Below are 24,850 nucleotides of genomic sequence, written 5' to 3'. Positions count from 1 at the left end.
GGGGTCAATCGGCGGTCACTTTGATCTTGCCCGTGACGGCAGCGGAGATCACGGCGGTACGGCGTTCTTGAAGCAGGGCAGTTGCCTGTTGAGCCTGTTCCGTCATCGCTTCCAGTTTTGCAGTCTCAGTTCGAACAAATTGGACTATCGCCTCCTGCTCACGAATTGGTGGCACGGTCACTGGCAGGTTCGCTACGTCGTCCAAACTGAGCTGAACCTTGGTGCCTCCATAGCCCTGCATCTCCAGATACGTTTTTCCAACAATTGACTTGGCAACGTAAGCAAGCCACTCCGGTAAAAGCTTCTTCTTATTGAGTCGAGCGAGTGCCACGTGTTGGCTCACATAGGCTAGACCTAAGTTGGCAGGCACCACCGCGACGGAGCCAAGGTAGGCCGTGATCGAAAACAACACATCGCCCGGCCGGACGCCGGTACGCTCGCCTTCAGAGCCAGGCGGTACAACGACACGTTGGATGTCAGATAAATCGAGCGTGATGTCATCTCTCGTCAAGTTTCCAATGCGGATGAACAGTGCACCTTCTTCGGAGTAATGATCCGCCCATCCACGCGACCCGCTGGTGAGGAAAATCAAGTCACGCTTCATGGGGAAGAAATCCCAATGCGCCGGCACCAAGCCCAGCCACTCCACCCCCGACTCCTTCATCGGTACCGTCGGATCAAGTCCCTTGGTCACGGCATGAGAGATGATGGCCTGGCGCTTTTCTTTGAGGAGCGCTATGAGCTTTTGCTGCTCGACGACCAGCGCATCGATTTTGGCGATTTCGCGGTCGAGGAACGTCGCAATCGCGTTCTGCTCGGGTACCGGCGGACACGGAAACACAAAGGAGCGGAATGCGTCTTGCCCCAGATTCTGCATGCTCGAACTAGTGCCAGCGCAAGCTGCTTCCACTTGCGCTCGATACGATAGCGTTCGACTCCAATAGTGAGCATAGGCTGGGTTGGCGTCGTGAAAATGCACCTGCCAAAGCCGATCTGGAAGGTAAAGGTTCCCATGATTCTGGCGCACGACTCCTGCTGCACCCACTAGGTCGGGCGTGTTCATTCGACTGACGATTAGTGTATTAGCCGTAACTGGGCAACTGGTGCGCTCGTACTCCTCAGGTAGTACAGCTTTATTCTCCTGAGGATCGAAATCGCCGCGATAGACGCAACTGGTTTTGAGCACCCCGATCTGCCCCTCCACAGCCGGCACGTCGGTGGCATTCACGCTGGTGCCCGACTCAATGCGAGCTACGACATGTCTAAGGGGTAAGGCAGACCAGTGCGTGGGTATGTCACCAAGCCATGCGGCGCCGCTGTCCTTGTAGTCAGCGTACTTCGCAACGCTCACGTCGTTAGCCCCTTGATCATGTCTAGGATACGGTCTGTGGTCTGCTTCAGGTCGGCGTCAATTTCGGTCAGCGGTCGCGGCGGCTGGAATACGTAGAAGTGCCGGTTGAACGGAATCTCGTAGCCCACCTTGGTCTTGTCGTGGTCGATCCAGGCGTCGGGAGCGTGAGGCAGTACCTCGCGTTTGAAGTAGCTTTCCACGTCTTCGCTCAGCGGTACGTTCTCTGTATCGCGCAGGGCTGAATCGGGTTGCTGCTTGCCCTTGAGCTTGCCGCGCTCACCGAGCACCGGTTTGCCGTTGGCATCACGCAGCGGGCGTTCGACAGTGATGGTGCGGTAGCCGAAATCCTCGTTCTTGAAGATGCGGCTGATCGGCTTGCCATCTTGCTCGGCTTCCACGAAATCACCGAACAGGCGGGTCACCCGGTCGATTTGCTCGTCGCTCATTTCCTTGCGCTTGGACCCGAGGCTCTTGCGCATCTTCTGCCAGAAGCCCGAGGCGTCGATTAGTTGCACCTTGCCCTTGCGCGCGGCGGGCTTGTGGTTGCTGACGATCCACACATAGGTGCTGATGCCGGTGTTGTAGAACATGTCGGTCGGCAGGCCGATGATGGCCTCGCACAGATCATTCTCCAGCACGTAACGCCGGATTTCGCTCTCGCCGCTGCCGGCGCCACCGGTGAACAAGGGCGAGCCGTTGAGCACAATGCCGAATCGGCTGCCGCCCTCGGCCGCTGGGCGCATCTTGGAGAGCAAGTGCAGCAGGAATAGCATGGAACCGTCCGATACGCGCGGCAGGCCCGGCCCGAAGCGGCCATTGAATCCCTGCTGCTCGTGCTCCTTGCGGACGTCCTTCTCGACCTTCTTCCACTCGACGCCAAAGGGCGGATTGGACAGCATGTAGTCGAAACGCTTGTGCGCGTGGCCGTCGTCACTCAGGGTGTTGCCGAAGGCGATGTTGGCAACGTCCTGGCCCTTGATCAGCATGTCGGCCTTGCAGATCGCGTAGGACTCGGGGTTGAGTTCCTGGCCCGAAACGGTCAGCCGCGCTTTCGGGTTGTGTTCAGCCAGGTACTCGCCGGCCAGCGTCAGCATGCCTCCCGTACCGGCAGTCGGGTCATAGATGGTGCGCACGACGCCGGGTTTGGTCAGGATCTCGTCATCCTCGATGAAGATCAGGTTCACCATCAGGCGGACGACTTCGCGTGGCGTGAAGTGCTCGCCGGCCGTCTCGTTGCTGAGTTCCGCAAACTTCCTGATCAGTTCCTCGAACACATGACCCATCTGCGCGTTGCTGACATGGTCGGGGTGCAGATCGATGTTGGCGAATTTCTCAGCCACTTGGTATAGCAGCTTGGCCTTCGACAAGCGGTCGATCTGGGCCTGGAACTCGAAACGCTCGAACACGTCGCGCACAGCAGGTGAGAATCCCTGGATGTAACTGTAGAGGTTCTGGGCAATGTGGTCCGCATCACCGATCAACACCTTCATGTCCATCGGTGACGTGTTGTAGAAGGTATGGCCCGACTTGCGCAGCAGGAAGGGCTCGGGATTCACGCCGGCTTGCTTCTTTTTCGCCAACTCGGCTAGCACGGCTGCCTTGGTGGGCTCCAGTACACAGTCGAGGCGCCGGAGCACCGTGAAGGGCAGGATGACCTTGCCGTAGTCGGACTGCCTGTAGTCACCGCGGAGGAGGTCGGCGATGGACCAGATGAACGAAGAGAGGGATTGCTGATTCATTCTTATAGGAAAACGGATTGCTGTCTGCCCGTGGAAGTCTACGGGGCAAGCGCGCTGACCGGGCATTGACGCCAAATCAAATCAGCATGGAGGCGGACGGGCGATAAGGTGGTGGCGCGAAGAGCCAGACGGCCGGCGGTCTCGAGGCATTGAAGCTGGGCCGCTATCAGCGCACTGGTGGCTACATGGTGGCTACACCGGCCTAAAAAGCAAAAAGCCCGCTATCTTTTCGATAGCGGGCTTCCCTTACTGCGTTTGGTGCCGGAGAGATGAATCGAACACCCGACCTTCTCATTACGAATGAGCTGCTCTACCGACTGAGCTACACCGGCGAAGCCTCGGATTATAGCAACACCGTCAGGCCTTTTCGGTGTGGTACTTGGTCAAACGCTCGACTTCGTTACGCGAACCCAACATCACGCTCACGCGCTCGTGCAGTTTGGTGGGCTTCAAGTCCAGGATGCGCTGCTTGCCGTTGGTGGCGGCGCCGCCGGCCTGCTCGACGAGCCAGCTCATGGGGTTGGCTTCGTACATCAGGCGCAGCTTGCCGGCCTTTTCGGGCTCGCGCTTGTCCCACGGGTACATGAACACGCCGCCGCGCATCAAGATGCGGTGCACGTCGGCCACCATGCTGGCAATCCAGCGCATGTTGAAGTCTTTGCCGCGTGGGCCTTCCTTGCCGGCCAGGCACTCGTCTATGTAGCGCTTCATGGGCTCGTCCCAGTGGCGCATGTTGCTCATGTTGATGGCAAATTCCTTGGTATCGGCCGGAATCTGGATGTCTTCCTGCGTGAGCACAAAGCTGCCTTGCTCGCGGTCTAGCGTGAACATGGCCACGCCGTTGCCCACGGTGAGCACCAGGGTGGTTTGCGGGCCGTAGATGCAGTAGCCGGCGGCCACTTGCTGGGTGCCGGGCTGCAAAAAGTCGGCTTCCTGCACGCCCGGGGTGTCGTCGGGCTTTTTCAGCACGCTGAAGATGGTGCCAATGCTCACGTTCACGTCGATGTTGCTGCTGCCGTCGAGCGGGTCGAACATCAGCAGGTATTCGCCCTGCGGGTAGCGGTTGGGCACCACGTAGATGCTGTCCATTTCTTCGCTGGCCATGGCCGCAAGGTGGCCGCCCCATTCGTTGGCTTCAATGAGCACTTCGTTGGCGATGATGTCCAGCTTCTTCTGGATCTCGCCCTGCACGTTTTCGCTTTCGGCGGTGCCGAGCACTCCGCCCAGCGCGCCCTTGTTGACGGCCTGGCTGATGCTTTTGCAGGCGCGGGCGACCACTTCGAGCAGCAGGCGCAGCTGGCCGGGAATGAGGCCGTCGGCGCGCTGTTGTTCAACAAGGTAGCGGGTGAGGGAGATCTTCTGTTGTTGATAAGCCATGTGCTTGTGTGTTCCTTGCTTGTTAGTTACCGGCCAGGGCGCGGGTCACCACTTCATGCGTGTCCTTGCTCAGGTCGGGCTTGGCGGCCACGCGGGCAATGGCTTCGCGCGCGGCGCTGCGGTAGGGCTCGGCCAGCTTGCTCCAGCGGTCGAGCGCGCGGGCAAGGCGGGCGGCCACCTGGGGGTTGATGGCGTCCAGCTCTATGACGCGGTCGCTCCAGAACACATAGCCGGCCGCGTCAGGGCGGTGGAATGCGCCGGGGTTGGCGCTGCAATAGCTGAAGATCACGCTGCGGGCGCGGTTGGGGTTCTTGATGGAGAAGTCCGGGTGCTTCATCAACTGCTTCACCAGCGGCAAGATGTCGCCGCCGCGGTCGGGCGCGCCGGCCTGCAGCGAGAACCACTTGTCGATGACCAGCGCCTCGTCCTTGAAGATGGCGTGGAAGCGTGCCAGCGCCTGCGCGGCCAGCGTGTGGCCCGAGGCCACCAGCGCATTGAGCGCGTTGAAGCGGTCGGTCATGTTGCCGGCGTCTTTGAAGCGCTGCAGCGTCTTGCCGGGCCACACGGTGTCGCCCGAAGAGCGCGCCGCCAGGCACAAGAAGTTCAGCGCCATGCCGGCGAGCGCGCGGCGGCCTGAAGAGGTGGGGTCGGGCGTGTAGGCGCCGGTGTCGTGGTTTTCTTCGTAGACCTGTTGCCAGTCTTGAAAAAGGGCGGTGGCCAGCTGGGCGCGCATGGCTTCGCGCACCAGGTGCACGCGCTGCGGATCGACCACGTCGAGCTGCTCGGAAATGTAGGTTTCCGAAGGCAGGGTGAGCACCAGCTCCTTGAAGGCGGCGTCGAGCTTGGGGTTGCGCAGCACGCTGCGCATGGCGTCCAGATACGCGTCGTTCAGCACCGGGGTGGTGTCGGTCGCCAGCGCCGCAATGCCCTGCAGCGCGGCGCGCAAGCCCAGGCGCTGGCCGGCTTCCCAGCGGTTGAAGGGGTCGGGGTCGTTGGCCAGCAGGGTGAGCAGCTGGGCGTCGGTGTATTCAAAGTCCAGAATCACCGGCGCGCTGAAGCCGCGCAAGATCGAAGGCACGGGCTCGGAGTCGAGACCCACAAAGGTAATTTGCTCGCCGGCGCGCGAGAGCACCACGGTGCGCGTGCACGGGGTGCCAGGCGCGCCGCGGGTTACTTCGCTTTCGCCTTCGAGCTGCAGCGGCAGTTCGCGGCCGCTGGCGTCGAGGAGGCCAATGTTCACCGGAATGACGAACGGCTCCTTGCTCGGCTGGCCCGGCGTGGGCGGGCAGCTTTGCACCACGCTGAGCGTGTAGCTGCGCGCTTGCGCGTCGTACACGCCGTGGGCGGCAAGACGCGGCGTGCCGGCCTGGCTGTACCAGCGCTTGAACTGCGGCAGCAGGCGGGCCAGTTCTGAATCAGGGTTGGCGTCGGCAATGGCCTGGGCAAAGTCGTCGCAGGTCACAGCCTGGCCGTCGTGGCGCTCGAAGTAAAGGGTCATGCCCTTTTCAAAGCCCTTTCGGCCGACCAGCGTCTGCATCATGCGCACCACCTCGGCACCCTTTTCATAAATGGTGACGGTGTAGAAGTTGCTGATCTCGATGTAGCTGTCGGGCCGCACCGGGTGGGCCATGGGGCCGGCGTCTTCAGGAAACTGGGCGGTACGCAGCACGCGAACGTCTTCAATGCGCTTTACGGCGCGGGCCGAGGCGTCGGCGCACAGGTCCTGGCTGAACTCCTGGTCGCGGAAGACGGTGAGGCCTTCTTTCAGCGAAAGCTGGAACCAGTCGCGGCAGGTTACGCGGTCGCCGCTCCAGTTGTGAAAGTACTCGTGGCCGACCACGCTTTCGATGTTGCTGTAGTCGGCGTCGGTGGCGGTGGCCTGGTTGGCCAGAACGTACTTCGTGTTGAAGATGTTCAGGCCCTTGTTCTCCATGGCGCCCATGTTGAAGTCGCTGGTGGCCACGATCATGAAGCGGTCCAGGTCCAGCGGCAGGCCAAAGCGGGCTTCGTCCCACAGCACCGAATTGACCAGCGAGTTCATCGCATGCTCGGTCTTGTCGAGGTCTCCGGCGCGCACGTACACCTGCAGCAAATGCTCCTTGCCGTTGCGGGCGGTAATGCGCTGCTCGCGCGCCACCAGCTTGCCGGCCACCAGCGCAAACAGGTAGCTGGGCTTCTTGAAGGGGTCGACCCACTTGGCAAAGTGGCGGCCTTCGGGCAGGTCGCCTTGCTCGACCAGGTTGCCGTTGGACAGCAGCACGGGGTAGGCGGCCTTGGCGGCGCGCAGCGTTACCGTGTACATCGCCATCACGTCAGGGCGGTCCAAAAAGTACGTGATGCGGCGGAAGCCTTCGGCCTCGCACTGCGTGAAGAAGGTGTCTTCGCTCACGAACAGGCCCATCAGCTTGGTGTTCTTGATGGGGCAGCAGGTGGTGAAGATCTCGAGTTCGAAGGCATCGGGCAAGCCGTCGATCACGAGCTGCTCGCCTTCCATGCGGAACGATGCGCCCTGGCCGTTGACCAGCACGCGGGCCAGGTTCAGCTCGTCGCCGTCCAGGCGCAGCGGCTGGGCCGGCACGTCGGGGTTGCGGCGCAGTTGCATGCGATTGAGCACGCGGGTCTTGGCGGGGTCGAGGTCGAAGGTCAGGTCGACGGTGTCGATCCAGAATGCCGGAGCGGCATAGTCTTCGCGGCGAATGGCAATCGGTTGCCCTTGGGCGTCACGCTGCAGCAGCATCGAGTGTCTCCAGAAAATTCGAATGGGCGAGTTCGTCGTAATCGCGAACGGCGGCAATCACATGGGGGCCGGCAAGCTCGGCGGCGGTATGGGTGCTGCACACGGCCACGGCACGCATGCCGCCGCGGCGCGCAGCCTCTATGCCGAAGGGCGCATCTTCAAACACGATGCAGCGCTCGGGCGCCACGCCAATGCGGCGCGCGGCTTCCAAAAAAATCTCGGGCGTGGGCTTGCCGGCAAAGCCTTCGTCGCCGCCCACAATGGCCAGCGGTAGCGGGTCCATCTTCAGGCGCGACATTGCAAACTCGATGTTGTGCCGGTCGCCCGCGGTGCCCACGGCCACCTTCAGGCCGCGCGCCACGGCGGCCTTGGCAAAGGCGGTAAAGCCGGCAACCTCGGTGAAGTTGTCGCTGAACATGGCGCGGTAGATTTCTTCTTTTTCGTGCACCAGGGTTTGGCACTCGGCGTCTGAAAGCTCTCGCTCGAACAGCTCGCGCATGCACTCGGTGCCGGTGCGGCCCGTGGTGCGCGCAAGAATGTCGGTCACGTCGAGCACGAGGCCGTGGCGCGCCACAAACTCGACCCACGACCGCGCATGCCACGGCATGGAGTCGATCATGGTGCCGTCCATGTCGAAGATGAAGGCTTCGACCTTGTCGTGGGTCAGGCTCATCGATTACACGCCTTGCTTCAGCGAGGCTTCGATGAACACGTCCAGGTCTCCGTCGAGCACCTTTTGCGTGGCCGAGACTTCAACGTTGGTGCGCAGGTCCTTGATGCGGCTGTTGTCCAGCACGTAGCTGCGGATCTGGTGGCCCCAGCCCACATCGGTCTTGCTGTCTTCGAGCTTTTGCTGCTCTTCCTGGCGCTTGCGCATTTCGTGGTCGTACAAGCGCGAGCGCAGGCGCTTCCACGCCACGTCGCGGTTGCTGTGCTGGCTGCGGCCGTCCTGGCACTGCACCACAATGCCCGTGGGGATGTGCGTCAGGCGCACGGCCGAGTCGGTCTTGTTGATGTGCTGGCCGCCCGCGCCCGATGCGCGGAAGGTGTCGGTGCGCACGTCGGACGGGTTGATCTCGATCTCGATGGAATCGTCGATTTCCGGGTAGACAAAGATCGAGGCAAAGCTGGTGTGGCGCCCACCCGACGAGTCGAACGGCGACTTGCGCACCAGGCGGTGCACGCCGGTTTCGGTGCGCAAGAGGCCAAAGGCGTAGTCGCCTTCCACCTTGATGGTCGCGCCCTTGATGCCGGCGGTGTCGCCCGGCGTCTCGTCTTCGATCTGCGTCTTGAAGCCCTTGCGCTCGGCGTACTTCAGGTACTGGCGCAGCAGCATGCTGGCCCAGTCGCAAGCCTCGGTGCCGCCGGCGCCGGCCTGGATGTCGACAAAGGCGTTGAGCGGGTCGGCCGGGTTGTTGAACATCCGGCGGAATTCGAGCTGCTTGATGTCGGCTTCGAGCGCGGCGGCGTCATCGGCAATGGACTGCAAGCCGTCCATGTCGCCTTCTTCCTTCGACATCTCGAAGAGCTCGGCGTTGTCCGACAGGCCGCTGGTGAGGCGGTCGAGCGTCACGACCACGTCGTCGAGCGACTTTTTCTCGCGGCCAAGTTCCTGGGCCTTCTTGGGATCGTTCCAGACGTTCGGGTCTTCGAGCGATGCGTTGACCGTCCTCAGACGTTCGGCTTTGGCATCGTAGTCAAAGATACCTCCGTAAATCGGCCGTCCGGGCGCTCAGGTCCGCGAGGGTTGCGCCAATTTGGTTGATTTGTTCTGCGTCCATGGGGTGTCCTGACTGTGTTCGGGGGAAACCGGACATTTTCTCATGGACCGAACCGTTGCCGAGGAGAGCCCCTGTATTGCTCCTTCCCCCGCTGGGGGAAGGCTGGGATGGGGGCGGGCTTCGATCGAGCGCTGTGCTTCTTCGGAAGCCGCTTGCCCCCACCCCAACCCTCCCCCGGAAGGGGAGGGAGGAAGGCAAAGTCAGAAGGCGGGGACCAGCGAGCCCTTGAACTGGCTCTCGATAAAGCTCTTCACCTCCGCCGACTGGTAAGCCGCCACCAGCCGCTTGGCCCAGGGCTTGTCCTTGTCGGCGCGGCGCACGGCAATCAGGTTGGCGTAGGGGCTTTTCGGGGCTTCCTTGATCACGGCGTCCTTGGCGAGCGACAGGCCGGCCTTTTCGGCGTAGTCGTTGTTGATGGCGGCAATGGCCAGGTCGTCGAGCGAGCGCGGCAGTTGGGCGGCGTCCAGCGCCACCAGCTTCAGCTTCTTGGGGTTGCTCACCACGTCGAGCGGCGTGGCGTTGTTGTTCTTCACCGCGTCGGGCTTCAGCGTAATGAGGCCGGCGGTCTGCAGCAGCAGCAAGGCGCGGTTGCCGTTCGACGGATCGTTCTGGATGCCCACCGAGGCGCCGTCGGGCAGCTGGTCGATCGACTTGATCTTGCGCGAGTAGAAGCCCAGCGGCGCCGTGATGGTGAGGCCCACGGGCACGATGTCGAATCCGCGCGCCTTGTTCTGGTTGTCCAGGAAGGGCTGGTGCTGAAAAGCGTTGGCGTCCAGGTCGCCCGAGGCCAGCGCCGCATTGGGCAGCTGGTAGTCGTTGAACACCACCACCTGGATGTTCAGGCCGTCCTTGGCGGCCACTTTCTTCACCACTTCGAAGATCTGCTCGCCGTTGCCGACGGACACGCCCACCTTGATGGCGGTCTTGTTGTCTTGCGCGAAGGCGGCGCTACCGGTGAAGAAAAGAGCGCCCGCAATGGTTGCAAGGGCGAGGGTGCGGCGGCGAAGGGTGCTGTGCATGTTGTTGCGCGAAATCAAAAAAAGTAAGGCCGCGAATGTGGCATTGCCCCGCCGGTTTGGGAACGAACCAATGCGCATATCGATATGGCGTTGTTCGCCGAGCTTCTTCAATGCTTATGCGTTTTCATGCATAAGCAAGCGCCGATTTGTTCGTTCCCTTTTGACGATTTTGTTTTCATACTCGGCACCTTTTTGCGAACTCCGCGGCCCGCCTTGACGCGGGCCGTGCCTCCTCTCCATGACCAACCATTCGCCTGATACGGCCCGCGGCAACGCGGCGCCGGTCATCCGACTTCAATCGGTGCAGAAGTCTTTCGCCTTGCCCAGCGGCGAGGTGTTCGACGCCGTGCAGTCGCTCTCGCTCGACATTCACCAGGGCGACGTGTTCGGCTTGATCGGCAAGAGCGGCGCGGGCAAGTCGACCTTGCTGCGCCTCATCAACCTGCTGGAGCGGCCCGATGCGGGCAAGGTCTTCGTCGGCGGGCGCGACCTGACGACGCTCTCGCGCCGCGAGCTGCGCGACATGCGCCAGAACATCGGCATGATCTTTCAGCAGTTCAACCTGCTGCAGAACGCCACGGTGTTCGACAACGTGGCGTTCCCGCTGAAGATCCACGGCCGCCATTCGAAGGCCGAAATCGACGCCCGCGTGCGCGAGTGCCTGGCCCTGGTGGGGCTGGCCGAGAAGATCGACACCTACCCGGCGCAGCTCTCGGGCGGGCAGAAGCAGCGCGTGGCCATTGCGCGTGCGCTGGCGCCGCGGCCGCAGGTGCTGCTGTGCGACGAGCCCACCTCGGCGCTCGACACCGAAACCACGCGCGCGCTGCTCGAAACGCTGCGCGACATCAACCAGAAGATCGGCGTGACCATCGTCATCGTGACGCACGAGCTCTCGGTGGTCGAGGTGCTGTGCCGCAACGTGGCCATTCTGGAGAAGGGCCGCCTGGTGGAGCAGTTTGCGGTGCTCGATGCGCCGGCCGAAGAGCGCAGGACGGCGCTGGGCCGCGAAATCGACGAGCTGGTGCGTCGCCGCGAGCGCGAGGCGCGCGAACCCATCACGCCGCGCCCCTTGCCGGTGCAGCGCAGCGCGCAGGAGGTGGCCTATGTTTGAAAACATCGCGCCCATCCTCCCCGAGCTGTGGGTGGCCACGGGCCAGACCTTCCTGATGCTGGCCATCGGCCTTTCGGCGGCGGTGCTGATCGGCGGGCCGCTGGGCATTCTGCTGTTCTTGCTGGGGCCGGGCCAGTCGCTCGAAAACAAGCCGGCGTTCCTCGTCCTGAACTGGATCGTGAACACCGTGCGCTCGTTTCCTTTCATCATCCTGCTGGTGGCGCTGGTGCCGTTCACGCGGGTGATCGCGGGCACATCCATCGGGCCGCTGGCGGCCGCGGTGCCGCTGTCGTTTGCGGCCATTCCGTACTTTGCGCGGCTGGTCGACCAGTGCCTGCGCGAAGTGCCGCGCGGCGTGATCGAGGCGGCGCACGCCATGGGCGCTTCGGAGCTGCAAATCGTCTGGCGCGTGCTGGTGGTGGAGGCGCGCTCCGGCCTGGTGCTGGCGCTCACGGTACTGGCGGTGAGCTTTCTCTCGTACTCGGCCATTGCCGGCGTGGTGGGCGGCGGCGGCATCGGCGACCTGGCCATTCGCTACGGCTACTACCGCTTCCAGACCGACGTGATGGTGCTCACCGTGGCGCTGCTCGTGGTGCTGGTACAGATCCTGCAGTTCGTGGGCAACACCACGGCGCGCAGGCTGGACAAGCGTTGATTTTTTGTTTTTCTCTTTCCTTTTGTCTCTTTTCCGTCCTGCTCATTCCATGAAAACCGCACTGCTGCGCCGTTCCGTCCTCGCCCTGTCTCTTGTCGCCCTGTCGTTCGGCGGCCTTTCGCTGGCGCAGGCGCAAGAAGCCAAAAAGAACCTCGTCATCGGCGGCACCGCCGGATCGAACATCGACCAGCTCAAGGCCGGCATCGTCCCCATCCTCGAAAAGAAGGGCTACAAGGTGAAGCTGGTCGAGTTCAACGACTACGTGCAGCCCAACCTCGCGTTGGCCCAAGGTTCGCTGGATGCCAATTTCTTCCAGCACCAGGTCTACCTGAAGAAGTTCTCGGCCGACCAGAAGCTGGACCTTGCCGAACTGGTGCAGGGCCCGATCGCGCCGCTGGGCGTGTATTCGACCAAGCGCAAGACCCTGGCTGAGGTGAAAGAGGGCGACCGTTTCACGCTGCCGAACGACCCGAGCAACCTGGCCCGCGCGCTGGTGCTGCTGGAGCAGAACAAGCTCATCACCATCAAGCCCGGCGTCGATCCGCTGCGCGCGTCTGAAAAAGACGTGGCCGAGAACCCGAAGAAGCTGAAGTTCATTCCGCTCGAAGCCGCGCAGCTGCCGCGCTCGCTGGGCGATACCGAATACGCCATCGTCAACGGCAACTTCGCAATCTCGTCGGGCCTGAAGCTCACCGAGGCCGTGGTGCTCGAGAAGACGCCCGACTACTACCTGAACGTGGTGGCCGTGAAGAGCGCGGACAAGAACGCGCCCTGGGCCAAGGACATTGCCGACGCCTACCGCTCCAAGGAGTTCAAGGCCGTGGTCGACACCAAGTTCCAGGGCTACGCCAAGCCCAGCTTCCTGCAGTAACTATCAAGCAAAAGGACGCCCATGCCCGTGCTCGCTGTTTTCGATGCCGAAGGACGCTGGTGCGACACGCATGTGTGCGACGGCCGCATCAACGAGCACCTGGGCAGGCAGGGCGTGAGCTGGGGCCGCGAAGGCGCGCCCGCGGGCCTGCGGCCGCTCGAGCGGGCGAGCCTGTTCTACGTGCGCACCGAACACGGCTACCTGGGCCTGCTGTTCGAGGCGGGTGAATGGGTGGCGCTTTCGGCCGGCGCCGAGCACTTTTTCGACGACGGCCAGGCCGCTCCACCCCGGCCGCTGCCCGCCGCGCTGCCGCACTTCGACGCGTTCGTCGAAGAGGTGCTGATGCTGACTGGCAACGACGCGGACGAAGAAGCTTGAGTGCAAAGCCGGGTCTGGCGCGCGCCGGGCCCGCGGGCTTGTAGCATGTGCGAATGACCCAGCACATCGGAATCGTCGGATGCTCCGCCGAAGGCGCGGCGCTCTGTTACCAGACCATCTGCGTGGAAGGGGCCCAACTGCTTGGGCCGCATGCGCATCCTGAAGTCTCGATGCACACGCCGTCGCTTGCCGACTACATGCAGCACATTTACCGCAACGACTGGCGCGGCGTGGGCGAGGTGATGTTGGCTTCGGCCAACAAGCTCGCAAAGATCGGGGCGAGTTTTCTAGTCTGCCCGGATAACACCATTCACCAGGCGCTGCCGTTCATCGAGGCGCGCTCGCCGTTGCCGTGGCTGCACATTGCCGAATGCGTGGCCGACGAGGCCGCGCAGCGCGGGTTCAAGCGCCTGGCCATCACCGGCACGCGCTGGTTGGTCGAGAGCGAGGTCTATCCCGAGAAGCTGTCGGCCAAGGGGCTCGAATACGTTCGGCCTACTGCCGATGAGCGCGAAGAGATCAACCGCATCATCATGGACGAGCTGGTCTGCGGTGTTTTCACGCCCGATGCGGTTACGGCGTTCCGGCGCGTCATACAGCGTATGAAAGACGAAGACGGCTGCGACGCGGTGGTGCTCGGCTGCACCGAGATTCCGCTGATCATGAACGACGTGAACTCGCCGCTGCCGACGCTCGATTCGACGCGGCTGCTGGCGCGCGCGGCGTTGCAGCGCACCGTGCAAGGCCGCGCCGGCAACTGAAAACTGGCGGTCAGTCGGCCAGGAACTGCTCGATCAGCCCGGCCACGCGCTGCGGCTGGTCGTGGTGCAGCATGTGGCCGGCATCCGCCACCTGCTCGATGCGCACCGAGGGCACGGACTTCAGGCGCTCGTGAAACTCTTCGAGCGTGTAGCGGCTTTTCCACCAGCCGTGCAGGCTGTCGTCAGCGGCTTCGACCATGAGCGTGGGCGCCGAGATCCGCGCATAGAGCGCGAGCGTTTCATCGACCCGGAAGATGTTCGCGTTGATGATCTTGTGCGCGGCTTCGCCAAGAATCTGCCAGCGCTCGCTGCCGTCGGGCTGGGTTTGCGCGGCCGACCAATGGCCGGCCAGCCAGTTGGCCTTGTCGGGTGTGAGGCGCGGATTGGTCTTCATGAGCCGGCGCGCCACGCCATCCACGGCGGAGTAGCTGGCGAGCGCCATTTCGCCGCGGTGCAGGCGCTTGAGTTCGTCGATCCATTGCCCGTAGCGCGCGGGCGCTTCCTCGGGCTTGCGTGCGGGCATGCCGAAGCCTTCGCAATTGACCAGACGCCGAATGTGCCCGGGCCTTGCCCCCGCATAGTGCATGGCGACATTGCCGCCCATGCTGTGGCCGACCAGGTCGACTGGCCGCGCCGCATCACCTTCACCCGCGTAGTGGTCGAGCAGCCATTCCAGGTCGGCCAGGTAGTCGGGCAGCCAGTAGTTGTCGACGCCGCCGCCATCGGTCAGGCCAAAGCCGCGCCAGTCGGGCGCAATGATGAAGCGCTCTTCGGCCAGCGCATCGACCACGAACTGCCACGACGCCCCCACGTCCATCCACCCGTGCAGCAACACCAGCGGCGGCCGCTCCGCGGAGGGCTCGCCCCACACGCGCACGTGGTAGCGGAGGTTGCGCACGGGCACGAATTCGGTGCGCGAAGGACGAAGGGCTTGGTACATGGGCGCCGATGATACGGAGCCGCGGGCTGCGGCGCAGTCCGCCACAAGACAGCGCGCGCTCGGGTTTTGAGCCCGCGGCCAGCGCACCGTAGAGGAGGGCGGTAGCATTCCGCGCATGAAAAAAATCCAACTCGGCCAGAGCAGCCTGCAGGTCACCCCGATCTGCCTTGGCACCATGACATTCGGCGAACAGGTGGACGAGCCCACCTCGCATGCCATCTTGAGCCGCTCGCTCGAGCGCGGCGTCGATTTCATCGACACGGCCGAGATGTACGCGGTGCCCACGCGCAGGGAGACCTACGGCGCCACCGAAACCATCATCGGCAACTGGTTTGAGGCCAATCCCGGCGCACGCCAGAAGATCACGCTCGCCACCAAGGTGGCCGGCCCTGTGCGCGCCACGCCCTGGGTGCGCGAAGGCGCGGGCATGACGGCGGCCGATATCGTGGCGTCGTGCAATGCCAGCCTGAAGCGGCTGAAGACCGACGTCATCGACCTGTACCAGATTCACTGGCCCGAGCGCCACGTGCCGGCCTTCGGCGCCCTTTACTACGACCCGGCCAAGGAAACCTCGCAAACACCGATCCACGAGCAACTCGAGGCGCTGGGCGGGCTGGTCAAGGCCGGCAAGGTGCGCGAAATCGGCCTTTCGAACGAAACCCCCTACGGCGTGCACGAGTTCGTGCGGCTGGCCGAGCAGCACGGCCTGCCGCGCGTGGCCTCGGTGCAGAACGTCTACAACCTGGTGAGCCGCGGGCTCGAGAACGGTCTCGACGAGACGATGCACCGGCTCGGCGTTTCGCTGCTGGCGTATTCGCCGCTGGCCTTCGGCCTGTTGACGGGCAAGTACGACCAGAGCGGCATCGAAGGACCGGAGGCTCCGAAGGGCGCGCGTATTTCGAGCTACGAATCGGTGCGCAAGCAGCGCTGGGGCCGGCCCGATGCATTGAAGGCGGCGCGCCGCTACAACCAACTGGCGCGCGACAACGGCCTGACGCCGGTGCAGCTGGCGCTGGCCTTCTGCTACACCAAGTGGCAGGTGGCAAGCACCATCATCGGCGTGACCACGGTGGCGCAGCTCGACGAAGACCTGGACGTGTGGGGCACCACGCTTTCGCCGGAAGTCCTGGCCGAGATCGACCAGATCCGCTGGGAGATCCGGGACCCGGCAACGTGAGCGCAGCGCCAGGGGTGCGCCGGTGAGCAAGAAGGCGCACGTTTCCGAAACGCCCGCCACGCAGCTGCTGCGCGAGAACAAGGTCGCCTTCACGGAGCACCCCTACGAATACCTCGAACACGGCGGCGCGCAGCACAGCGCCGAGGTGCTGGGCTTCGACCCCTTCACCGTCGTGAAGACGCTGGTGATGCAGGACCAGGACGCCAAGCCACTCATCGTGCTGATGCACGGCAACCGCACGGTGTCGACCAAGAACCTGGCGCGGCAGATCGGCGCCAAGTCGGTGGAGCCGTGCAAGCCCGAGGTCGCACAGCGCCACAGCGGCTACATGGTGGGCGGCACCTCGCCCTTCGGCACGCGGCGCCAGATGCCGGTGTACATCGAGTCGAGCATCCTGGAACTGCCGAAGATTGCGATCAACGGCGGGCGGCGCGGCTACCTGGTGGGCATCGACCCGCAGGTGTGCGTGGCGCTGCTGGGCGCCAAGCCGGTGCAGTGCGCGCTGGCAGAATAGCCGGCCCGAATAAGAACATCCATCCTTCGTGGAGCCGCCTTGAGCTTTCATTTGCCTTCCCTCCTCGCCATCGTGGCTTCGTACCTGATCGGCTCGCTTTCGTTCGCGGTCATCGTGAGCAAATCGCTCGGCATGGCCGATCCGCGCAGCTACGGCAGCGGCAACCCCGGTGCCACCAACGTGCTGCGCTCGGGCAACAAGGGCGCGGCGCTGGCCACCTTGCTGCTCGATGCGCTCAAGGGCTGGCTGCCGGTGTTCGTGATCCGCCATTTCGGCGCGCAGTGGGGCTTGGGCGAGGGCGTGGCTGCGCTGGCGGGCCTGGCGGCCTTCCTGGGCCATCTGTACCCCGTGTTCTTCGGCTTCCAGGGCGGCAAGGGCGTGGCCACGGCGGCCGGGGTGCTGGTGGGCATTGCGCCGTGGCTGGGGCTGGCCACCGGCGTCACCTGGCTGATCATTGCGGTGTTCTTCCGCTATTCGTCGCTGTCTTCGCTGGTGGCGGCCTTCTTTGCGCCTGCTTATTACCTGATCGGCGGAAACATTGCGTGGCCGCTCGACCGCACGGTGCTGATTGCGATCATCATCATGAGTCTGCTGCTCGTCTGGCGGCACCGCGAAAACATCCGCCGGCTCGCGGCCGGCACGGAGTCGAAGCTCGGCTCCAAGAAAAAAGCTTGAGAAAGAACACCATGGCAACCATCACCCGCTTTCACGTCGGCCCCCGTTTGTCTGAAACGGCGGTGCACAACGGCACCATCTACCTTGCGGGCCAGGTGCCCGACGACACCTCGCAGGACATCCGCGGCCAGACCACGCAGGTGCTGGCCATGGTCGACCGACTGCTGGCCGAGGCCGGCAGCGACAAGTCGCGCATTCTCATGACGCAGATCTTCCTGGCGGACATCACCGACATCACGGCCATGAACGAGGTGTGGGACGCGTGGATTCCCGCCGGCAACACGCCGCCGCGCGCGACGGTGCAGGCCAAGATGGCCAATGCGGCCTACAAGATCGAGATCGTGGTCACGGCCGCGCAGGCCTGACGCTCAATAGCGTTTCTCGAGGACCATCTGGTCCGCGTCCCGGCGCATCGAGAAGCGGTTGATGAAGCTGTTGCCCAGCAGCACAAATGGCATGGGCTGCGGCGACACGATGGCTTCGACGTCGTACACCTCCACATCGCCGACGCGCACCGACTGCAGCCGCAGCCTGTAGCCGCTGGAAACGCCGTTGGCGGTGTTCATCTGGATGCGCTGCCCCTTGCTGTAGTCGAGCCCGATGCGCTGCGCATCGGCGGCCGAAAGCGCAATGGACGTGGCGCCGGTGTCGAGCATGAACGTGACCGTGCGGCCGTTGATGGCGCCCTGCGTCATGAAATGGCCGCGGCTGTCCGCCGGCAGCACGATGCGGCTGCCGCCGCCCGTGCCCGTGCCGCCGCCAATGCTTACCGGCGTGTCCATGCGCAGGTTGACGCGCTTGCCTTCGAGCTCGACCACGGCCTGTTCGGCCTGCAGCGACACGAGCTTGACGCCCTGGAAGGTTTCGCCGACCGCGACCGTTTTGGGCGGAGCGCCGTTCACGATGAGGATGGCCCGGCTGCCGATGGTGCCGGTCAGCATGACCGAGCTCGCCGCATGCGCGCCTGCAGCGGCAGCCAGAAGCTGCACTGCGACGACGAGGGATTTCATGCGGGGCTCAGTCGCGGAAGTTGTTGAACGAGAGGGGCATGTCGGGCACGTCCTTCTTGATCAACGCCATGGCGGCCTGCAGGTCGTCGCGCTTGGCGCCGGTGATGCGCACTGCGTCGCCCTGGATGGCGGCCTGCACCTTGAGCTTGCTGTCCTTGATGATGCGGGTGATCTTCTTGGCCTGCTCGGTTTCGATGCCGCTCTTGACCTTGATGACCTGCTTGACCTTGTCGCCGCCGATTTTCTGCACGTCGCCCTTGTCGAGAAAACGCACATCGACGCTGCGCTTGGTGAGCTTGGCGCGAAGAATGTCTTCGACCTGCACGAGCTGGAACTCGGCGTCGCCGATCATCGTGATTTCCTTGTCCTTGAGCTCGACGGCGGCTGCCGTGCCCTTGAAATCGAAGCGCGTTGCGATTTCCTTGGCGGTGTTTTCGACCGCGTTCTTCACTTCGGGCAGATTGGGTTCGCAGACGGTATCGAAAGACGGCATTGGGCTCCTCCTGGAATCGCGGGTGCTGGATGCGACAATTCTCCCATGATCGTGGAGAACAACGTCCCGCTGCAGCCGTACAACAGCTTCGGCATCGTCGCGCGTGCGCACAACCTGGCGCGCATCGCCAACGAGGCGGACGTGGCCGAGCTGCGGACCGATCCGCGCTGGCGCGACGCCCCCCGCTTTGTGCTGGGCGGGGGCAGCAACATCGTGATCACGGGGGACGTGAAGCCGCTGGTGCTCAAGGTCGAGATCAAGGGCCTGCGGCTGGTCGAGGAGACCCCGCGCGCCTGGATCGTGGAGGCCGGCGCGGGTGAGGTCTGGCACGACGCAATCCAGTGGATGCTGGCAAACGGCTACCCGGGGCTCGAAAACCTGGCGCTCATTCCGGGCACGGTGGGCGGCGCGCCGGTGCAGAACATCGGCGCCTACGGGGTCGAGCTGCAAGACCGCTTCGAGTCGCTCGACGCCATCGACCTGGACACCGGGCGCACCTTTACGCTGGACGCCGCGCAGTGCGCCTTCGGCTACCGCGATTCGGTGTTCAAGCATGTGCGCAGCGGGCCCAATGACTTCGGCCTTTCGGGCCGGGCGCTGATCACCCGGGTGCGCTTTCGGTTGCCCAAGCCCTGGAAGGCGGTGGTGGGCTACCTCGACCTCGAGCGCAAGATGGAAGAAACGGGCAATTTCACGCCCAGCGCCACCGACGTGTTCGACTGGATCTGCGCCATTCGCCGGGCCAAGCTGCCCGACTGGCGGGTGCTCGGCAATGCCGGCAGTTTCTTCAAGAACCCGACGGTCACGCCCGAGCAGTGCGCCGACATCATCGCGCGCGACCCGAAGATCGTGCATTACCCCATGGCGGACGGCAGCATCAAGCTGGCGGCGGGCTGGCTCATCGACGCCTGCGGCTGGAAGGGCAAGTCCGTCGGCAACGCCGGCGTCTACGAAAAGCAGGCGCTGGTGCTGGTGAACCGCGGCGGCCTTGAAAACCCGGTGACCGGCGGCGAGGTGATGACACTGGCCAAGGCCATCCAGACCAGCGTGTACGAGCGCTTCGGTATCCGGCTGGAGCCGGAGCCGGTGGTCGTCTGATGGACCTGGATTTTCTGCACCTGAACTACCGGCGGCGCATTGCCGCGCTGATGTGGGCGCGGCGGGCCGCGGTGGTGGGGGCGCTTGTCGCGGTGTTCTTTGCCTTTCGCAATGGCGGCTGGCTGGTGCTGGTGCCGCTGGTTCTTGGCGCGTGGGCGCTGGCGGCCACGCTGGGGTTCATGGAAACCAGCCTGCGCCGGCAGTTCATCCGCGAAGCCCGCATGCCGCCGTTTCTCATCGGCAAGCTGCGCGCCGCGCACCCGGGCCTCAGCGTGCGCGACGCCGAGCTGGTGCTGCGCGGCCTGCGCCAGTTCTTCATGGCCCATTTGCGGAGCGGTCGCAAGTTCGTGGCCATGCCTTCGAAGGTGGTCGATACTGCCTGGCACGAGTTCATTCTGCACACGCAGGGCTACCAGAACTGGTGCAAGGCGGCCTTCGGCGGCATGCTGCACCACAGCCCGGCCGAGGTGCTGGGCAAGGACCCGAAGCGCAACGACGGCCTGCGCCGCACCTGGTATTGGGCCTGCAAGGAAGAAAGCATCGCTCCGCGCAAGCCCTCGCGCCTGCCGCTGCTGTTTGCGCTGGATGTGAAGTTCGGTATTCCGGGCGGCTTCGACTACGTGCCCGACTGCAAGGCGATCGACCGGCAAAGCGGCTCCGATGCCTATTGCGGCACCAGTTTTGGCGACTCGTCGTCGGATGGCGGTGGCGCGGGCGATGCCGGCGGCTTCGGCGGCAGCGAATCGAGCGGCAGCGGCGACGGCGGCAGCGGAGGAGGGGATTCTCCCGGCGGCTGCGGTGGTGGTTGCGGCGGAGGCGGTGGCGGCGACTGATCGAGCGGCAGGCGCGCAGCACTTCGCACAAATGAAAACGGGCCCATGAGGGCCCGTTTGTCATTGGAAGAAAGCGCGTTGGCTTACTTGGTTTCGTCGTCGTTGGTGAGCCGCGGCACCGAGGTGCCCTGGCCCGGCGACAGCAGCCCGGTGCGGGTGTAGATCGCGAGCTTTTCGCGCGTGTCGACGATGTCGAGGTTGCGCATCGTGAGCTGGCCGATGCGGTCGAGCGGCGTGAACGCGCCGGCCACCTTTTCCATGCTCAGGCGCTCGGGCTGGTACGTAAGGTTGGGCGACACGGTGTTGAGAATCGAGTAGTCGTTGCCGCGGCGCAGCTCGATCGTCACTTCACCGGTGATGGCGCGTGCCACCCAGCGCTGTGCCGTTTCGCGCAGCATGATGGCCTGCGGGTCGAACCAGCGGCCCTGGTAGAGCAGGCGGCCGAGCTTGCGGCCGTGGTCGCGGTATTGCTCGATGGTGTCTTCGTTGTGGATGCCGGTGACCAGGCGCTCGTAGGCGATGAACAGCAGCGCGAGGCCGGGGGCTTCGTAGATGCCGCGGCTCTTGGCCTCGATGATGCGGTTCTCGATCTGGTCGCTCATGCCCAGGCCGTGGCGGCCGCCGATGCGGTTGGCTTCCAGGATGAGGTCGACCAGGTTAGCGTGCTCCACGCCGTTCAGGGCCACGGGCCGGCCTTCTTCGAAGCGCACGGTAACGGTTTCGCGCTTGACCTCGACTTCGTCCTTCCAGAACGCCACGCCCATGATCGGCTGCACGATCTGCATGCCGCTGTCGAGGTTTTCCAGGTCCTTGGCCTCGTGCGTGGCGCCGAGCATGTTGGAGTCGGTGCTGTAGGCTTTTTCGGCCGACATCTTGTAGCCGAAGCCAGCCTTGGTCATGAACGCCGACATTTCGGCGCGGCCGCCGAGTTCGTCGATGAACAGCTGGTCGAGCCAGGGCTTGTAGATCTTCAGGTTGGGGTTGGTGAGCAGGCCGTAGCGGTAGAAGCGCTCGATGTCGTTGCCCTTGTAGGTGCTGCCGTCGCCCCAGATGTGAACGTCGTCTTCCTTCATGGCCGACACCAGCATGGTGCCGGTCACCGCGCGGCCGAGCGGCGTGGTGTTGAAGTAGGTGACGCCCGCGGTGGTGACGTGGAAGGCGCCGGCCTGCAGCGCGGCAATGCCTTCATTCGCAAGCTGCGCGCGGCAGTCGATCAGGCGGGCGTTCTGCGCGCCGTAGAGCATCGCCTTGCGGGGAATCTCGTCGTAGTCGGGCTCGTCGGGCTGGCCGAGGTTGGCGGTGTAGGCGTAGGGAATCGCGCCCTTCAGCTTCATCCAGTGCAGCGCGGCGCTCGTGTCCAGGCCGCCCGAAAAGGCAATGCCGACCTTCTGGCCGGCGGGAACGTTTTGGAGAATGGTCGACATGTGGGTGTCCGGTTGGCGGTTCAGCCGAAATGGCAGATGTAGCTGTAGGGCTCGCCGGTTACCCGGATCTGGAAGCTCGAATTGCCCGGCACGTTGAACTTCTGGCCGGGGCCTGCCGTGACCCATTCGGTGGTGCCTTCGAGCTGGTATTCGCAACTGCCGGCCGTGCCTTCCATGATTTCAGGCGCGCCGGTCTTGAAGGTCAGGGTGGACGGAAGGATCACGCCGACCGATTTTTTCGTGCCGTCGGCCAGGGTGAGGCTGTGGCTCACGCACTTGCCGTCGAAGTACACATTGGCCTTGGTCGCCACTGCGGCGCTGTTGAGAGTGTCGGTAGTCGTCGTCATTGGATGGCGCCGGCGCGTGCGCGGTCGGCTTGTCGAGGACGCACCACCGCGGCGGCGCACCCCTCGGGGTTGGAAAAGTCCCCGATTTTAGGGCTTGGCCGAACCCGCGCCCGCAGCCTCTGCGCGGGCCTGCCTAGGCACGGCTCAGCGCCAGTGGCGGTGGCCCCATCCGCCGCGGTAGCCGCCCCATCCCCTGGAGTAGCCGAAATTCAGCGAGAGGCCGACCGGCGGGTAGACGTAAGGCTGCGGATAGACGTAGGTCGGTTGCACGTACACGGGCGCCGCGTAGACCGGAGCCGGCCGCACGTAGACCGGTGCCGGCGGTGGCGCATTGGAAACCACCACGCCCGGCTCGGGCACCACGTTGTCCCACGGCGATCCGCCCTGCTGCGAGGGTTGCGCGTATTGCGGGCTCTGCTGGTATTGCTGCTGGCCGCGGTCGGCCTCGACCGGATAGGGCTGCAGCTGAGGCTGCGGCGCAACCGGTGCCGTGGTCACGCCGTAGGCGTTGGCCTGGATCGGGATGGTGGCGCCCGGCCGGCTGTTCATGCGCGTGGTGTACTGCCGGCCGTTGTATTCGTAGGTGACGTTGTAGCTGGGGCTGCTGCCGGTCGTCTCATACACGGGGGTGGCCGAAATCACCCGCGCCCATGCTTCCTGGGCCTGCACGGTGGCGGCGCCCGCCGCCAGCAAACCGGCCGCCGAAAGGCCTGCGAGGGTGCGAAAGACGTGTCTGTTCATGGTGTTCTCTCCTGCAGATCGGGGTTGGAGGCTGGCCGGCAAGGCAGGGTTCCGGCGTTTACACGGCGTTCACAGCGGCAGCCCAGGCTTGCGCGTCGAATCCTGTCGTAACGCCGATTTTGGCGCCCCAGTTGACCACCGGCCGCTTGATCAGGCTCGGGTTGGCCAGCAGCACCGCCCGGGCCGAAGCGGCATCGACTACCGCGTTTCGTTCGGCTTCATCGAGCTTGCGCCAGGTGGTGCCGCGGTGGTTGACCAGTGCCTCCCAGCCCGGCTTTTTCAGCCATTGGTCGAGTTCGGCCTCGGGCACGCCTTGCTTCTTGAAGTCGTGAAAGGTGTAGGCAATGCCGTGTTCGTCGAGCCAGTCGCGGGCGCGCTTGACGGTGTCGCAGTTGGGAATTCCGTAGAGGGTTGTCATGGACGCCAATGATGCCGATAAAACCGGGCGCGGCCCGCGCGTTCCGGGTCGGCGACAATGCCGGGCTCCATGGAAACCCTTAACGACTGGCTCGCACGCGCCGAGCAACTTCATCCGAAGAACATCGAGCTCGGCCTCGAGCGCGCCAAGGAAATGGCCGCCCGGATGGGCCTGCGCTTCGACTGCCCGGTCATCACCGTGGCCGGCACCAATGGCAAGGGCTCGACCTGCGCCATGCTCGAATCGATCCTCACGCATGCGGGCTACCGCACGGCGGTTTTCACGTCGCCGCACCTGGTGCGCTTCGAGGAACGGCTGCGACTGGCGGGCGAAGCCGTCGATGCTTCCAAACTGATAGCAAACTTCGAGGTCGTGGAGGCAGCCCGGGGCGACATGGCCCTGACGTACTTCGAATTCACCACGCTCGGCATCCTGCGCTGCATGATCGAGGAAAAGCCCGACGTGGCGATTCTCGAAGTGGGGCTTGGCGGCCGGCTCGACGCGGTCAACATCATCGACACCGATTGCGCGGTCATCACCAGCATCGATCTCGACCACATGGACTACCTGGGGCCGGACCGCGAAAGCATCGGCTTCGAGAAGGCCGGCATCCTGCGCCCCGGCAAGCCCGCCATCGTGAGCGACCCCATGCCGCCGCAAAGCGTGATCGACCACGCAACTGCCATCGGCGCCGACCTGTGGCGCTTCGGGCACGACTTCAACGTGTCCGGCGACAAGCAGCAGTGGGGCTGGTCGGGCCGCGGCAGGCGCTACAGCGGGCTGGCATACCCGGCGCTGCGCGGCGCCAACCAGCTGCTCAATGCCGCGGGCGTGCTCGCGGCGCTCGAGGCGTTGAGGCAGCAGTTGCCTATTACCGCGCAGGCGGTGCGCACGGGGCTTGCCATGGTCGAGCTGCCCGGCCGCTTCCAGATTGTTCCGGGCGAGCCCGCGCTGGTGCTCGACGTGGCGCACAACGCGCATGCCGTTGCGGCGCTGGCCGAGAACCTCGACGCCATGGGTTTCTACCCCACCACGCACGGGGTGTTCGGTGTCATGGCCGACAAGGACCTGGCTCCCATCCTCGCGCGCATCGGGCCGATGATCGACCGCTGGTATTTCACCGATCTGCCGACGCCGCGCGCCGCCAAGGCGAGCGATCTGCTCGCGAGCTGGCAGGCGCAGAACACGCGCACCGACGTCTCCGGCAGCGTGCATGCGGGGCCGATGGAAGCACTGCGCGCAGCCATCGAGCGCGCAGACCCCGCTGATAGAATCGTGGTCTTCGGATCGTTCTTCACCGTGGGTGGCGTGCTGGAGCACGGCACTCCGCGGCTGCAAGCCAAACACCTGCTGCCCGGCGGCTGATCGCCGAACCGTCCGCACCATCTGGCACCACCTCG

26 protein-coding genes and 1 tRNA gene are annotated in these 24,850 nt (G+C 64.4%); 12 read left to right on the top strand and 15 right to left on the bottom strand.

Annotation, left to right across the window (positions count from 1 at the left end; all coding sequences use genetic code 11):
* Positions 1-4: 4 nt before the first annotated feature.
* From V9K97_RS13575 to V9K97_RS13540, 8 genes are all read right to left on the bottom strand, one after another.
* A complete protein-coding gene (locus V9K97_RS13575; RefSeq protein ID WP_337318599.1) occupies positions 5-1,228 on the bottom strand; it encodes a restriction endonuclease subunit S in 1,224 nt (407 codons plus the stop codon).
* Positions 1,229-1,347: 119 nt separating this feature from the next.
* Positions 1,348-3,090, bottom strand: coding sequence for a type I restriction-modification system subunit M (locus V9K97_RS13570; protein ID WP_337318598.1), 1,743 nt, complete (start codon positions 3,088-3,090; stop codon positions 1,348-1,350).
* 256 nt (positions 3,091-3,346) lie between these two features.
* Positions 3,347-3,422: transfer RNA gene (locus tag V9K97_RS13565), tRNA-Thr, on the bottom strand.
* Positions 3,423-3,447: 25 nt separating this feature from the next.
* Positions 3,448-4,467 (bottom strand): class 1 fructose-bisphosphatase, encoded by a 1,020-nt coding sequence (locus tag V9K97_RS13560; protein ID WP_281148095.1) that lies wholly within the window; start codon positions 4,465-4,467, stop codon positions 3,448-3,450.
* Between the two features lie 22 nt (positions 4,468-4,489).
* A complete protein-coding gene (gene pepN / locus V9K97_RS13555) occupies positions 4,490-7,204 on the bottom strand; it encodes an aminopeptidase N (RefSeq protein ID WP_337318597.1) in 2,715 nt (904 codons plus the stop codon).
* The gene (locus V9K97_RS13550) at positions 7,188-7,877 is read right to left on the bottom strand and encodes an HAD family hydrolase (protein ID WP_337318596.1); all 690 of its coding nucleotides are present in this window, start codon (positions 7,875-7,877) and stop codon (positions 7,188-7,190) included. Before V9K97_RS13550 ends, pepN begins: the two co-directional genes overlap by 17 nt.
* A gap of 3 nt (positions 7,878-7,880) precedes the next feature.
* A protein-coding gene (prfB, locus tag V9K97_RS13545) for a peptide chain release factor 2 (RefSeq protein ID WP_126746308.1) occupies positions 7,881-8,985 on the bottom strand; the annotation gives its coding sequence in 2 pieces (ribosomal slippage) (positions 7,881-8,903 and positions 8,905-8,985; 1,104 coding nt in all).
* Between the two features lie 200 nt (positions 8,986-9,185).
* Positions 9,186-10,004: a MetQ/NlpA family ABC transporter substrate-binding protein gene (locus tag V9K97_RS13540; RefSeq protein WP_337318595.1), complete on the bottom strand. Its 819-nt coding sequence runs from the start codon at positions 10,002-10,004 to the stop codon at positions 9,186-9,188.
* Between the two features lie 238 nt (positions 10,005-10,242).
* On the opposite strand from V9K97_RS13540, the gene V9K97_RS13535 reads away from it, so the two are divergent.
* From V9K97_RS13535 to V9K97_RS13515, 5 genes are read left to right on the top strand one after another with little or no spacing between them, the layout of a single operon-like run.
* The gene (locus V9K97_RS13535) at positions 10,243-11,115 is read left to right on the top strand and encodes a methionine ABC transporter ATP-binding protein (RefSeq protein ID WP_258501669.1); all 873 of its coding nucleotides are present in this window, start codon (positions 10,243-10,245) and stop codon (positions 11,113-11,115) included.
* Positions 11,108-11,770, top strand: a complete 663-nt coding sequence (locus V9K97_RS13530; RefSeq protein ID WP_047783086.1) for a methionine ABC transporter permease — start codon at positions 11,108-11,110, stop codon at positions 11,768-11,770. Before V9K97_RS13535 ends, V9K97_RS13530 begins: the two co-directional genes overlap by 8 nt.
* Positions 11,771-11,819: 49 nt before the next feature.
* Entirely contained in the window at positions 11,820-12,641 is an 822-nt protein-coding gene (locus V9K97_RS13525) for a MetQ/NlpA family ABC transporter substrate-binding protein (protein WP_337318593.1), read from the top strand.
* A 21-nt stretch (positions 12,642-12,662) separates the two neighbouring features.
* Positions 12,663-13,019, top strand: coding sequence for a hypothetical protein (locus V9K97_RS13520; protein WP_337318592.1), 357 nt, complete (start codon positions 12,663-12,665; stop codon positions 13,017-13,019).
* Positions 13,020-13,072: 53 nt separating this feature from the next.
* Positions 13,073-13,780: an aspartate/glutamate racemase family protein gene (locus V9K97_RS13515; protein ID WP_337318591.1), complete on the top strand. Its 708-nt coding sequence runs from the start codon at positions 13,073-13,075 to the stop codon at positions 13,778-13,780.
* 10 nt (positions 13,781-13,790) lie between these two features.
* On the opposite strand, the gene V9K97_RS13510 is transcribed toward V9K97_RS13515, so the two are convergent.
* Positions 13,791-14,720 (bottom strand): alpha/beta fold hydrolase, encoded by a 930-nt coding sequence (locus V9K97_RS13510; RefSeq protein WP_337318590.1) that lies wholly within the window; start codon positions 14,718-14,720, stop codon positions 13,791-13,793.
* 115 nt (positions 14,721-14,835) lie between these two features.
* Between V9K97_RS13510 and V9K97_RS13505 the strand changes: the two genes are divergently transcribed.
* From V9K97_RS13505 to V9K97_RS13490, 4 genes are read left to right on the top strand one after another with little or no spacing between them, the layout of a single operon-like run.
* On the top strand, positions 14,836-15,897 hold the full coding sequence (locus tag V9K97_RS13505) for an aldo/keto reductase (RefSeq protein ID WP_337318589.1): 1,062 nt from the start codon (positions 14,836-14,838) through the stop codon (positions 15,895-15,897).
* A gap of 22 nt (positions 15,898-15,919) precedes the next feature.
* Positions 15,920-16,411: an aminoacyl-tRNA deacylase gene (locus V9K97_RS13500; RefSeq protein ID WP_337318588.1), complete on the top strand. Its 492-nt coding sequence runs from the start codon at positions 15,920-15,922 to the stop codon at positions 16,409-16,411.
* A gap of 39 nt (positions 16,412-16,450) precedes the next feature.
* Positions 16,451-17,086: a glycerol-3-phosphate 1-O-acyltransferase PlsY gene (gene plsY / locus V9K97_RS13495; protein ID WP_126746295.1), complete on the top strand. Its 636-nt coding sequence runs from the start codon at positions 16,451-16,453 to the stop codon at positions 17,084-17,086.
* A gap of 11 nt (positions 17,087-17,097) precedes the next feature.
* The gene (locus V9K97_RS13490) at positions 17,098-17,451 is read left to right on the top strand and encodes a RidA family protein (RefSeq protein ID WP_042582160.1); all 354 of its coding nucleotides are present in this window, start codon (positions 17,098-17,100) and stop codon (positions 17,449-17,451) included.
* 3 nt (positions 17,452-17,454) lie between these two features.
* On the opposite strand, the gene V9K97_RS13485 is transcribed toward V9K97_RS13490, so the two are convergent.
* Together V9K97_RS13485 and V9K97_RS13480 are read right to left on the bottom strand one after the other, a co-directional pair.
* A complete protein-coding gene (locus V9K97_RS13485; protein WP_337318586.1) occupies positions 17,455-18,096 on the bottom strand; it encodes a retropepsin-like aspartic protease family protein in 642 nt (213 codons plus the stop codon).
* A 7-nt stretch (positions 18,097-18,103) separates the two neighbouring features.
* Positions 18,104-18,589, bottom strand: a complete 486-nt coding sequence (locus V9K97_RS13480; RefSeq protein ID WP_028259207.1) for a YajQ family cyclic di-GMP-binding protein — start codon at positions 18,587-18,589, stop codon at positions 18,104-18,106.
* Positions 18,590-18,634: 45 nt separating this feature from the next.
* Between V9K97_RS13480 and murB the strand changes: the two genes are divergently transcribed.
* On the top strand, positions 18,635-19,687 hold the full coding sequence (murB, locus tag V9K97_RS13475) for a UDP-N-acetylmuramate dehydrogenase (protein ID WP_337318585.1): 1,053 nt from the start codon (positions 18,635-18,637) through the stop codon (positions 19,685-19,687).
* A complete protein-coding gene (locus tag V9K97_RS13470) occupies positions 19,687-20,520 on the top strand; it encodes a glycine-rich domain-containing protein (protein ID WP_337318584.1) in 834 nt (277 codons plus the stop codon). The genes murB and V9K97_RS13470 overlap by 1 nt, the downstream gene beginning before the upstream one ends.
* 83 nt (positions 20,521-20,603) lie before the next feature.
* On the opposite strand, the gene argG is transcribed toward V9K97_RS13470, so the two are convergent.
* From argG to V9K97_RS13450, 4 genes are all read right to left on the bottom strand, one after another.
* Positions 20,604-21,944 (bottom strand): argininosuccinate synthase, encoded by a 1,341-nt coding sequence (gene argG / locus V9K97_RS13465; protein WP_126746290.1) that lies wholly within the window; start codon positions 21,942-21,944, stop codon positions 20,604-20,606.
* Positions 21,945-21,964: 20 nt separating this feature from the next.
* A complete protein-coding gene (ppnP, locus tag V9K97_RS13460; RefSeq protein ID WP_337318582.1) occupies positions 21,965-22,291 on the bottom strand; it encodes a pyrimidine/purine nucleoside phosphorylase in 327 nt (108 codons plus the stop codon).
* 144 nt (positions 22,292-22,435) lie between these two features.
* Positions 22,436-23,032 carry a hypothetical protein gene (locus V9K97_RS13455; protein ID WP_258501648.1) on the bottom strand — a complete coding sequence of 199 codons (597 nt, stop codon included), beginning with the start codon at positions 23,030-23,032 and terminating at the stop codon, positions 22,436-22,438.
* 58 nt (positions 23,033-23,090) lie between these two features.
* Positions 23,091-23,450 carry an ArsC family reductase gene (locus V9K97_RS13450; protein WP_337318580.1) on the bottom strand — a complete coding sequence of 120 codons (360 nt, stop codon included), beginning with the start codon at positions 23,448-23,450 and terminating at the stop codon, positions 23,091-23,093.
* 57 nt (positions 23,451-23,507) lie between these two features.
* On the opposite strand from V9K97_RS13450, the gene folC reads away from it, so the two are divergent.
* Complete coding sequence (gene folC / locus V9K97_RS13445; protein WP_337318579.1) at positions 23,508-24,815, top strand: bifunctional tetrahydrofolate synthase/dihydrofolate synthase; 1,308 nt, start codon at positions 23,508-23,510, stop codon at positions 24,813-24,815.
* Positions 24,816-24,850 lie beyond the last annotated feature (35 nt).

Origin of the sequence: Variovorax sp. CCNWLW186 (assembly GCF_037203865.1) — a bacterium.
In the GTDB taxonomy this organism is placed as follows: Bacteria; Pseudomonadota; Gammaproteobacteria; order Burkholderiales; family Burkholderiaceae_C; genus Variovorax.
This window is presented reverse-complemented; position numbering and strand designations above follow the sequence as displayed.